An 11204-nucleotide genomic window follows, 5' to 3' on the forward strand; every position below is an offset into this window, starting at 1 on the left:
CGCCACAGTTTCACTGTTTTGTCACCACTAGCACTTGCAATGGTCTTGCCATCCGGGCTGAAGGCGACTTGCCAAAGTAAATCCTCATGCCCCTTGAGGGTAGTAATGAGACTGCCATCCATCCGCCACAGTTTCACTGTTTTGTCCCTACTAGCACTTGCAATGGTCTTGCCATCCGGGCTGAAGGCGACTTGCCTAACCTCAGCCTCATGCCCCTTAAGGGTAGTAATGAGACTGCCATTCATTCGCCACAGTTTCACTGTTTTGTCCCTACTAGCACTTGCAATGGTCTTGCCATCCGGGCTGAAGGCGACTTGCCAAAGTAAATCCTCATGCCCCTTGAGGGTAGTAATGAGACTGCCATCCATCCGCCACAGTTTCACTGTTTTGTCCCTACTAGCACTTGCAATGGTCTTGCCATCCGGGCTGAAGGCGACTTGCCTAACCTCAGCCTCATGCCCCTTAAGGGTAGTAATGAGACTGCCATCGATCCGCCACAGTTTCACTGTTTTGTCCCTACTAGCACTTGCAATGGTCTTGCCATCCGGGCTGAAGGCGACTTGCAAAACCTCAGCCTCATGCCCCTTGAGGGTAGTAATGAGACTGCCATCCATCCGCCACAGTTTCACTGTTTTGTCTTCACTTGCACTTGCAATGGTCTTGCCATCCGGGCTGAAGGCGACTTGCCTAACCTCAGCCTCATGCCCCTTAAGGGTAGTAATGAGACTGCCATCCATCCGCCACAGTTTCACTGTTTTGTCCCTACTAGCACTTGCAATGGTCTTGCCATCCGGGCTGAAGGCGACATCAGAAACATAACCCTCATGCCCCTTGAGGGTAGTAATGAGACTGCCGTCCATCCGCCACAGTTTCACTGTTTTGTCCCTACTAGCACTTGCAATGGTCTTGCCATCCGGGCTGAAGGCGACTTGCCAAACTGAATCCTCATACCCCTTGAGGGTAGTAATGAGACTGCCATCCATCCGCCACAGTTTCACTGTTTTGTCCCTACTAGCACTTGCAATGGTCTTGCCATCCGGGCTGAAGGCGACATCATAAACCTCAGCCTCATGCCCCTTGAGGGTAGTAATGAGACTGCCATCCATCCGCCACAGTTTCATTGTTTTGTCAGCACTAGCACTTGCAATGGTCTTGCCATCCGGGCTGAAGGCGACATCATAAACCTCAGCCTCATGCCCCTTGAGGGTAGTAATGAGACTGCCATCCATCCGCCACAGTTTCATTGTTTTGTCAGCACTAGCACTTGCAATGGTCTTGCCATCCGGGCTGAAGGCGACATCATAAACCTCAGCCTCATGCCCCTTGAGGGTAGTAATGAGACTGCCATCCATCCGCCACAGTTTCATTGTTTTGTCAGCACTAGCACTTGCAATGGTCTTGCCATCCGGGCTGAAGGCGACTTGCCAAAGTAAATCCTCATGCCCCTTGAGGGTAGTAATGAGACTGCCATCCATCCGCCACAGTTTCACTGTTTTGTCAAAACTTGCACTTGCAATGGTCTTGCCATCCGGGCTGAAGGCGACTTGCGAAACTGAATACTCATGCCCCACAAGACGGTTTTGCTCTCTAGTTTCGTAAAATACTTGGCGCAGGTTGGCTACAACCTGCATCTTGGTATCCGCATCTGCTCTACTTAATGATTCAACTTTTCGCAATTCCTTCCCGGCTTTTACGTTGTTGATCAGTGCATCCAGTTGCGAATTTGAGTTTAAAGATTGTGTGGCAATTGTATTCAAGCTTTGTAGTTGGGCAACCTGGGATTGAACTTGAGCTTCTCTCCACTGAGCAAAGGCAAAAATTGCCACTGCACCTACTACAAGCGTGGAACCTACAGCTACTTTAGTAGTGGTCTGCGCTGCAAGACGTGCTTTTATCTGTTGCTGAAGTTCTCGCTGTTGCCGTTCTTGTGTTTCTTGTTGGAGCCGCCTTTGTTCTGCTTGACTAACTGCAATTAACTCCCGTGCTAAACCACTTAAAGAAATCCTTTCACCGTGGTTTTGCCAAAAATCTTCAGATGACGCTAACTTTACCCCTTGCAGTAAGTAATCCTTAATCTTGCCATTATCCAGCCACTCTTGAGCAGATGACTCAATTTTCCGTTGTTGTCTCAATGCCTCTCGGTTTTCCGAAATCCACTGCCGTAACACTGACCAATTACGAATCAACGCCTCATGAGCAACATCCACGACAGCCAAACGTCCCGATTCTGCACCTTTCTCTACCAAAGTACTCGTCACAACGAGCCGAACTTTTTCAGCCGCCAACTTTCCAATTACTCTTTCTAATACCGCCTCTTCTCGCGGTGATGACACCAAATTTTGCAGCAAGACTCGTCTGCGGGTATCCTCTGTTCCTTCTCCTAGCTGGGTGAGTTCGAGAAAAATCCGCTTGGCAATCGGTTGTTCCTCTGATGATAAAGACTCATAAACCTCAGTAGCACGTTTTTCTAAGGTTCCCTTGACACCTCCCAAACGGATGTATGCCGCTAGGGTGAATTGCTTCTGCTGCCAAAGTTCCGTCAGCGTGTACTGCAATAACGGTAAACTTCCAGGTGAATCCTCTACATCGGCAATTATTTGCTGCACCAGTTCTTTTTGTACCTGTAAACCCACCTTCAAAGCTGGTGCAGTAATTGCTTGTTCTAGTTCGTCCCGTCTCATCGGTGTCACTGTCACCAGATGTTGCTGAATCTGTTGTGCCAGCCCACTATATTCTTGTTCCGCGCACTTCCCAAAAAAGTCTGCCCTCATTGTCAACACTAAGCAGAGCTTATTATTAGTGTGAGATAAAGCACTCAGCAAACATTCAAAAAATCTTTGTCGTTCTTCAATATCCTGACATAAGGTAAAAGCTTCCTCAAATTGATCTGCCACCAACATGACCCGTTCGGTATCAGCAGCATGAATCAATTGCCCTAAGCCGACTCCACCCTTGACTAGCAGTTCCTCTGCTTTGGCTAACTGAGATGCTCTATCAATTACTGATAGTCCAGAATCTAAAAAAGCCAGTGCTAAACTCTGGAGGGGATGCTCGCCAGGGCGAAAAATCTTAATTGACCAATTATCGCTACCTGACAACCTCCTTCCTAGTTGAATTTGATACAGTAAGCCTGCTCTAACTACACTCGATTTTCCACTACCTGATGCTCCTAAAATCGCCAAGAAGTTGCTAGAACGGACTTTCTCTAATAATTGGTCTGTTAACGCTTCTCTGCCGAAAAAATATTCAGCGTCTGATTCTTTACAGTCAAAGTACTGTAAACCACGGTAAGGACAAACGGAGCCAGTGACAGCATAACCAGACTCCTGCTTTTGCTGTTGCCAAGTGCGTGTTAAGTCAATTGCACTACCAGAATTAGCAAAAATGGGGCGTTGTGGGTAGTTATCCCAATGATGATGGAGAAAATCAATTAAAGTATAGTTAGTTACCCATGCTCCTGCTGAGTGTTGCGGGTCAAGTCCTCGCAACAAAGCTTCTGTCAACACGCTATGACTGCTGCCGATCGCTTCATAGGCAACTTCAAATTCTCTGGATGCTGCGATAAAACATCTATCCCTTCCTTTACCCCTATCTCCAGGATCTGCCTCCGCAAAATTTAGTAACTCGCCACTGTAACAACAGTCCAGCCAAATAATTTGTTGTTTTACCTCACTGTCTTGCAAAAGTTCCCGCAGCCATTTCAAGCGAATACCCCAGTTACCCAAATCTGGGTTAACATCACTTGTCGCCAAAAAACCTTCTTGAATACCTCTGTTTTTTCGCAGTCCATGCCCAGAAAAATACAGCAGTGCGGTATCTGGAGCATTCTTGCCTTCAGGCTTAAACAGTTGAACTATCGCTTCTTCTAATTGCGTTAAGGTAACTGAGGTCTTTTGACCAACACGAACAGTATTATTTTCCTTATCTTTGACGCTTGGTAGCCGCTTAACGTTAAATTGACCGTACCGCTCTAGTAGTTTGGCTATAGCTTCTGCATCAATTGCTGGTGCTGTCAGGCTAGGCAGACGTTCATAACTATAAGTATTAATTCCTACTACCAACGCGTCTCTAATCATAAGTAGGAGAAATTTTTAGAGAATCTTTGTTTTCAGCATTATCACTCAGTAACTACAAAAAACTCATAAATATTCCGTAAAAACTTCTATAAAGTTGTGGTAATTACTAAAATTACTGCTATCAGGAGTTCATTTCATGACAAAAGTCATACCTATCAAACTAGATGACAACACCGTAATCTACATCGAAGCTACAGAGGATGTAAACATTCCTGTAGTCAACACGGTGGTGTTGGATGAGGAAGAGGAAGAAGAAGCGCTAGTTGGTAAAGGGATGAGTCCTGAACAAGTACGACAAAAAATGATGCAAAATTTCTTGTCGATTCAAAATACAATTCGGACTTATACAGTTTATACCTTGAATGCTTTTAAACAGATTCCGATCGCTGAAGTCAACAAAGTTACCTTAGAGTTCGGCATCGAAATGGGCGGAGAGGCTGGTGTTCCCTATGTGACAAAAGGTACTGCTAAAAGTAATATGAAAATTACTGTTGAATGTTCTTTCCCTAAAGAGAATACATAGGTTATTTGGGAAGCTATCGGTATCTCGACAGAGCTTCAACATTCTCTAGTTTAACGATCGCTTTGAGCAACCCCTCTTCTGTTTTAAAGCCTGTTACCACTTCATGAAAAATGCACCGCTTGCTGCTAGAGAAAGAAGCTTCAAGGGCTTGAGAAAAAATTGCTCACAGAGCCTAACCAATGAGCGGGTTTACTGATTTAAGCATCTATTATTCTCATGATGCATGGTCAGAAAAACCTTTCTCTGACCATGCTTTTTAATCCCAGACACTTTGTGCTGACTTCGGTCATACCATGTTCTTAATTTTTGTAAATTGTGCATCAAAATCTAGATTTCTAATCAAGTGCCCAACCAAGGACGCAGATGAGCGCATCTAACCTTTACCCCTGGCTTTTGCTTAGTACCAATGCAAACATCGTTTGATTGTCCGTACTGCCAGATGTAGACTAGTTCACCGTTGTAATTAACTAATGGATTAGCACCTAATCGCCACATGCATTAAGCTACAACGGGTTGAGAAACATTTGGGTACTGATCCTAATCAAAGAGGGCGGTAAAAAATTGCTGTTGAAAACGCGATTTAAAACAACTGGGTCTGCATTACACGAATTAGCCCAAACGTGGAATGCTGCATCAATTATGAGCCTCAACAATTAGCTAACTAGAGATTTATTCCCTTAATTGCGTAATTTACAACAGAAACCATGTGGTAATAGTAAAATAGGATGCCGTGCTTAAGAGGTAGTAGATGGAGCCATTAACTGCTGGTGCGATCGCTGTTGGTACTATATGGTGTACAACTCCTTTTGTTTTGGTATCACTCAGGTTGCATCCAACCTTTGATTGCAGCTTTACCAACATTAATATATGGATTATCTAAAAATTCCTCAATAGCCGACTCTCCAGCTGCCTTCAATGCTCTTATTGCACGTTTTTTAAAATTTGGAGAAGTTTTATCATTAATATAAGCAATCTTTTCTGCATCAGTTGATGTAGGGTTAGATTTTTCTAGCTCCTTTAAAAGCTGTTGAATTTCATTAGCAGCATCAGCAAGAGATTGCTTCTCTTGAGATTCATTTATTTGAGTAAAATCAGAAGCTTGTGCTTGATCACCAACAGCACCTTGATTTCCTCCACTTATCTTATAATTACCCATATTTTTCCCATTCTTAAATTCAATACAGATAATTTGAGTTTGTGGATTTACTTGAATATTCGTATGATTTTTTACCCAGTTATCTACTTTGTCAATCAAATTTTGAAGCCTAGACTCCATTTCATTAGTGCGTTCCTTTAAAACTTGTATGGCATTATCAGGATGTAGAAGATGAGATCCAAGAACTAAACTTTGCACAATCAAGCTAATTAAAGTTAAAGCACTATCCTTATTATATGTTCCTGCGATACTATAAATCGTAGTTGCTACACTAAGTTCTTTTTTCCACTTTCCTTTCTCATTATCAAGTTCTTTAATAACCTGATTGACCATTATTTCTAAATTTTTTAGCTCTAAATCTTCTACATTAAACTTAGCCGAATTAACCTTTTGATCATTTTGATTTTCTAAACGCTCAAGCTTTTCTCTATGTTGATTAAGAATCTCATTGTGCTTTTCTAACTCACGAGACTTAACTTCAATAACATGATTCATTCTCTCAACTTCTTTCTTATATCTTTCAGCATTTTTTACGGCATCATTAGCCTTTAAAAAGAAATAAATCATTGCTGAGAAAACTAGGAATCCAGCCGCAATTATAAAGATTGTGACAGGATCCATAATTACCCCCAGTAAATTTATAAATATTGGATACTTTGCAATTTGTTTATAGCTTAACCTAATAAGCTAATTATTTATGACATAAAGAGTTTCTATCTAATTATCTTAATAAAGATAATAAACTCCTAAAAGCACATATTTAAAATATAATACAATATTTTTTCTAAAGGTAAAAACATATTTATATAAATTAGAAGTAGGTCAGAGAAAAGTTACTCTGACCATGCTTTTTAATCCCAAACATTTTGTATCGACTGCGATGGCGTTCCGCCCAGCGTAGCTGATCGCACCATGTTCTTAAATTTTGTTAAGTGTGCATCAAACAGTAGTTGGATTGTGCCTGTAGCCCCATCGCGGTTTTTAGCAAGGATAATCTCTGCAATTCCTTTATCTTGCGTATTGGGGTCGTAATATTCATCACGATATAACATGATTACTTTGTCCGCGTCCTGCTCAATCCCGCCACTGTCACGTAAATCGGAGAGCATAGGGCGTTTGTTATTACGGCTTTCTACTGCTCTTGATAGTTGCGATAGACACATTACAGGTGTTTGTAACTTCATCGCTAAACGCTTGAGTCCGCGTGTGAGCTTTTCTATCTCATTGTTTCTGTTGCCCCCGCCGTTACCATCCATCAGTTGCAGATAATCCACAACGATTAACCCTAAATCACGGCGCTCTTGTGCCATGATTTTACGGCATTCAGATTCTATATAGCTCAGTGATGGGTCTGGGCGGTCATCGAGGTAAACAGGTAGCTCTGATAGTGTACCGATGCCCTGTGATAGTGGTTCCCATTGTTTGTTAGAGATGCGCCCAGTTTTCAAGTAGCCGCTTTCTATGCCTGCCTCACCTGAAAGCGCACGCATGGCAATCTGTAGCTTTGACATTTCCAGACTGAACACGACAACCGGAAACTGATAAGCTTGGGCTAGATGAAAAGCTATCTGAGCCGCAAACGCTGATTTCCCCATTGCCGGACGACCCGCAACGATAACTAAATCATTGCGGTTAAAACCGCAAGTCATTGCATCAAGATCATAAAAGCCCGTGGGAATCCCAGGTAATACCTTACCGATGCTGCGGTCTTCAATATCCTGAAACAGATCAACAATCACATCTCTTATGTGGCTGGCCCCCGCAGTGTCAGATGATCGCTGCAACTCATAGATCAAGTCCTGTAATTGTGAGAAGGCTTCCTCTAAGGGCGTTTCTTCATTGGATTTGTGCTGCAATTCGATTGCAAGGTTTCCCAGTCTACCTAGTTCCCGGCGCTTCCATTTTTCCATAACTAGACCTGCCAGCGCATCAATGTTAACTGCTGATACCGTCCTGTCAACCAGCGATGCTAACTTGTTTCGACCGCCGATAATTTCTAACAAACTATTATCAGCTAAATAATTCGTGATCATCAACAAGTCTGTGGGCAATTCTTGGGCATTCAGTCGAAGGGCTGCGTTGTATATACGACCATGAGCGCTGATATAGAAGTGGTGCGGCTTCAAAATGTCGCGGACACGTTCTATGGCTACTGGGTCAAGCAAGATGCCCCCAAGTATCGCCTCTTCAGATTCAATGCTCTGTGGTGGTAGCTTATTGGCTGTAGTGGCAAAAGGAATTACGTTGTCGTCACTGGCGTACATATTAATCTCTGATTTCGATTAGGTCTAAATTTTTACAGTCAGATACCCAAAACCCTGAAGAGAAGGGGCTTGGTCAATCAGGAATATCTACAAATCTTTCAGGAAACTTGGCGCTTGCCCATTCGTACCATTTGGCAGATACTTTATGCTTGCAAAACTTAGATAGTCCCTCAGACTGGAGCATACTGTAGTAGTGATCGTGCATCCGCGCCTCCCATCTGGGAAAATCATACTTCTTGCGCTGTTTCTCTACTTCTACGGGGTCATCAGCAAAGTTGTTAATTTTGCGCTCTAATTTCCTGCAACCCGCTTTCCATTGCTCAAATAAGCAAAATATCTCTGTACTACCTTCATCTTTTTTAGAAAGCACTGTAGTCACGTATGGGGCAACGTTGTTAATGTCTTTGCCCTGCGATCGCTGATAGGTCAGATAGTAAAGCAGGAAATCCACTTCTTTAACTGGGTCATCACTGAAAACCAAAATTTGAGAATGATTCTCACGCGCCGCGCCGGAATTTAGATCCTCATGAGTGGATTTCTCGTTATTTGCAGAGACTTTTTCTTTATTAACAGCGTAGTGATTATCTGGAAGTGCTTTTTCTTGGTCAATTTCTTTGTTCTTCTTTTCCTCTTTTTTTCTCCCTCCATCGCTCTTAGAGGGATTGACTTTATTAGAGGTATTTAAGAGGGAATTACTTTCTAGCTCTGTCAGACCTACCCCCCTAGCTCTGTCAGACCTACCCCCTAGCTCTGTCAGACCTACCCCCCCGTTCTGAGAGACCTGGGTAAGGGTAGGTCTGTGTGAGCTATCCGTACAAAACTCTTTAATAATCGGTATAGGGTTTGACCAATTGCGTCTAGGCGCAACACGATAAATGCAAGTTGTACCGGGGCGAGACTCTTTGATAATCAAGCCATGTGTCGTTAAAGTCTTTAGCGATCGCTTGACCTGCGCTTCCGACATCCGACAACCTGCCGCCATGTTTTTATTGCTTTCAAAGGCTTCTCCCTTGCCAGCACGTCTTACGATTCGGCTATATATACGAAATGAATATGGATCAAGCCCAAAATCGTCTAATTCTTTGTGGACAAAAATAAAATTAAAATCATCTCTGTCGTCATGTGCTACATAGCCATGCGCTTGTTCTACATTTCGAGAGTTCATCATGTTACATTCCGAAGTATTTGTAATATTTCGGATAACTCCCTTGCAACGCGAACGCAGAACTGCTTATCATAGAGTCAGCGATCGCGGTTCCGAAAAGTCCTACCACAGACAATTTCGTTTCGGAGTTACCGCTTGTGTACAGCCAAATAATCAAGAAACCCGCTTAGATTCCCGTCCGAGCGGGTTTCTTGATTGGAACACGGGGCAAACATTTGGCTAACTGTCTGCCCTTTGGCTCTCTCATATCCTTGCCCTGTGGCTCTTGGATATTACACCCAGTTTTACGCCTTACTGGGACGGCGTTTTTGCCTATCCAGGCTCCATTGCTCTCCCGCTTCAGTCTCCACATCCGCAAGTTCGCATAATCAACCCCGTAAGCGGGGCAACTGTATATATATATTGTTTTAAGCGCTCGTCTATATCGTTTAGCCGCTCTGTTATGTCCTGTGGCTGGTCGGTGTTGATCATTTATCCTCCTTGTCTTCTTTAATTTCTTCTGGTGGAACCCAGTAAATTAACTCGCTGGGCTGGACACGGTAAAAATCGCAGATTTTGTTTAAAGCTGTAACTTGTGGTATCCAATCAGGATTATCGTATAAGTTGTAAGCGGTACTGGGTGCTATGCCCGTATCTTTTTGAAAGCGATAGCGAGTAATCCCCAAACCGTCTACAAATTTCTTGACTTGGTTCCTTATAGGCATTCAGTAACAATAAACGGTTATCAATACAACCATTTATCATTGCTAATTTCCAACCGTTAGTAAATGCCAATCGATTTATATTAATGAGCGCTTGACATTAATGAGCGGTTGTAGTTAATATCATAGTGTCCGGGTTATCGATACGTCAATAGCCCGGACACAGTTATCTAGCTATAAACACAGATTATCTGTATTACGTCCGCTCTATATCTGCGGTCGTGGTAATTGTGCGTGGGAGCATCACAAGCGAGGATTCATGCATATCAATTTACGCAACTTAGAAGCAATCAACGAACTACCCCTTCAGAGAACAATGCTTAATCAAAATCAATTACGAAGGCTAGAAGCAATAGATCGCTGGCTCATAGAAATCCGAGATTCGGAGGAATTCAGACAACTAGAATACTCCCCAGATGTGATGCTAGGAGATGCAATTCAAGCAGTGGGCGAACTACTTGACGAACACGAATCCTATGATTACAAGCCCACAAATTTTACTGATGACCAGTGGCATTCATATCTAGAACAAAAGCCAGTAATGCACATTCGCCGTGTAATTCCTTGGCGTAAAAAAATTAGCTCATTCATACTCGATGCTGCGTCAGAAATAGCAATTCTGAGCTTACTAACTACTAGTTTTATGGTTGTTGGTACTATCTTTTGTCACGGTGTTGACCGCATTGAAGAAAGTAGAGGCGACCAATATCAACCCACATGGATCTACAACGCCAAAATTTTTGAAGGAAGCGCCATCGCATCTATCGCCGTCTTCCTGGGTGCAAGCTTGACAGGCGCGTGTGTCGCGGGAGATAAAAATGATGATTGATAAAGAGCTTGTAGGATGCGTCACGCTATTGAGCCAGAGCAAAACTTACTTCATTAATGGAACCCTGTACAGATATTTAACCAGTAGCGACAGTATCAGATACACCCAGTACTATTTCCGTCCTTTACCGCGTCAGTCTAAGAGTGCTGACTTAAAGCTCAATCGGGACAAGGTGCTAAGGCGCTGCTACGAAGTGCCGAGCTTATATAAACAGCACACAGCAGAGATAAATCACAACTCAATACAGTTGAGTTTGTTCTAACCATTGGTAACAGATACTACCGTGCATCGTGGACAAAGGCTTTGACACAAGCGCGTCAACTAGTCCAAAAGGGGCGCTTTTACGGGGGTAAAATCGATAATTCAGTAAGTCTTGAATCGGTAAGCGCTTTGTTATTACGTGGTTATAGCCATTGAGTGCAACGACTAAAAGGCTTCTAAAAAGTTATTTTCTAAGGTTATTGACAGCCTCTAAGAAGAGGGGCTTATC

General features: G+C 43.1%; 9 protein-coding genes. 3 read left to right on the plus strand and 6 right to left on the minus strand.

What is annotated here, in order from left to right; all coding sequences use genetic code 11:
• A partial coding sequence (locus tag H6G86_RS36460; RefSeq protein WP_190938446.1) for an nSTAND1 domain-containing NTPase occupies positions 1 to 4076 on the minus strand: 4076 nt, incomplete at its 3' end.
• A 136-nt stretch (positions 4077 to 4212) separates the two neighbouring features.
• On the opposite strand from H6G86_RS36460, the gene H6G86_RS36465 reads away from it, so the two are divergent.
• Complete coding sequence (locus H6G86_RS36465) at positions 4213 to 4599, plus strand: CU044_2847 family protein (protein WP_190938447.1); 387 nt, start codon at positions 4213 to 4215, stop codon at positions 4597 to 4599.
• A 339-nt stretch (positions 4600 to 4938) separates the two neighbouring features.
• Here the strand turns inward: H6G86_RS36465 and H6G86_RS36470 are convergent, their stop codons facing one another.
• The 4 genes from H6G86_RS36470 to H6G86_RS36485 form a co-directional block, all read right to left on the minus strand.
• Positions 4939 to 5094 carry a hypothetical protein gene (locus tag H6G86_RS36470; RefSeq protein ID WP_190938448.1) on the minus strand — a complete coding sequence of 52 codons (156 nt, stop codon included), beginning with the start codon at positions 5092 to 5094 and terminating at the stop codon, positions 4939 to 4941.
• 322 nt (positions 5095 to 5416) lie between these two features.
• Positions 5417 to 6376 carry a hypothetical protein gene (locus tag H6G86_RS38335; protein WP_199338562.1) on the minus strand — a complete coding sequence of 320 codons (960 nt, stop codon included), beginning with the start codon at positions 6374 to 6376 and terminating at the stop codon, positions 5417 to 5419.
• Between the two features lie 230 nt (positions 6377 to 6606).
• The gene (gene dnaB, locus H6G86_RS36480; protein ID WP_190938449.1) at positions 6607 to 8019 is read right to left on the minus strand and encodes a replicative DNA helicase; all 1413 of its coding nucleotides are present in this window, start codon (positions 8017 to 8019) and stop codon (positions 6607 to 6609) included.
• A gap of 73 nt (positions 8020 to 8092) precedes the next feature.
• The gene (locus tag H6G86_RS36485) at positions 8093 to 9187 is read right to left on the minus strand and encodes a hypothetical protein (RefSeq protein ID WP_190938450.1); all 1095 of its coding nucleotides are present in this window, start codon (positions 9185 to 9187) and stop codon (positions 8093 to 8095) included.
• Between H6G86_RS36485 and H6G86_RS36490 the strand changes: the two genes are divergently transcribed.
• Entirely contained in the window at positions 9186 to 9407 is a 222-nt protein-coding gene (locus H6G86_RS36490) for a hypothetical protein (RefSeq protein ID WP_114085507.1), read from the plus strand. The genes H6G86_RS36485 and H6G86_RS36490 overlap by 2 nt on opposite strands.
• A gap of 244 nt (positions 9408 to 9651) precedes the next feature.
• Here the strand turns inward: H6G86_RS36490 and H6G86_RS36495 are convergent, their stop codons facing one another.
• Positions 9652 to 9888: a helix-turn-helix domain-containing protein gene (locus H6G86_RS36495; RefSeq protein WP_114085508.1), complete on the minus strand. Its 237-nt coding sequence runs from the start codon at positions 9886 to 9888 to the stop codon at positions 9652 to 9654.
• Positions 9889 to 10144: 256 nt separating this feature from the next.
• Between H6G86_RS36495 and H6G86_RS36500 the strand changes: the two genes are divergently transcribed.
• Positions 10145 to 10714, plus strand: coding sequence for a hypothetical protein (locus H6G86_RS36500; protein WP_190938451.1), 570 nt, complete (start codon positions 10145 to 10147; stop codon positions 10712 to 10714).
• Positions 10715 to 11204 lie beyond the last annotated feature (490 nt).

The organism is Nostoc sp. FACHB-133, assembly GCF_014698055.1.
Lineage (GTDB): Bacteria > Cyanobacteriota > Cyanobacteriia > Cyanobacteriales > Nostocaceae > Nostoc.

Bases quoted from the DNA above. Each gene is read 5' to 3' on its own strand.
- H6G86_RS36495 (WP_114085508.1), bottom strand. From the start codon at position 9,888: ATGCCTATAAGGAACCAAGTCAAGAAATTTGTAGACGGTTTGGGGATT.
- dnaB (WP_190938449.1), bottom strand. From the start codon at position 8,019: ATGTACGCCAGTGACGACAACGTAATTCCTTTTGCCACTACAGCCAAT.
- H6G86_RS36465 (WP_190938447.1), top strand. From the start codon at position 4,213: ATGACAAAAGTCATACCTATCAAACTAGATGACAACACCGTAATCTAC.
- H6G86_RS38335 (WP_199338562.1), bottom strand. From the start codon at position 6,376: ATGGATCCTGTCACAATCTTTATAATTGCGGCTGGATTCCTAGTTTTC.
- H6G86_RS36500 (WP_190938451.1), top strand. From the start codon at position 10,145: ATGCATATCAATTTACGCAACTTAGAAGCAATCAACGAACTACCCCTT.
- H6G86_RS36485 (WP_190938450.1), bottom strand. From the start codon at position 9,187: ATGATGAACTCTCGAAATGTAGAACAAGCGCATGGCTATGTAGCACAT.
- H6G86_RS36470 (WP_190938448.1), bottom strand. From the start codon at position 5,094: ATGTGGCGATTAGGTGCTAATCCATTAGTTAATTACAACGGTGAACTA.
- H6G86_RS36490 (WP_114085507.1), top strand. From the start codon at position 9,186: ATGTTACATTCCGAAGTATTTGTAATATTTCGGATAACTCCCTTGCAA.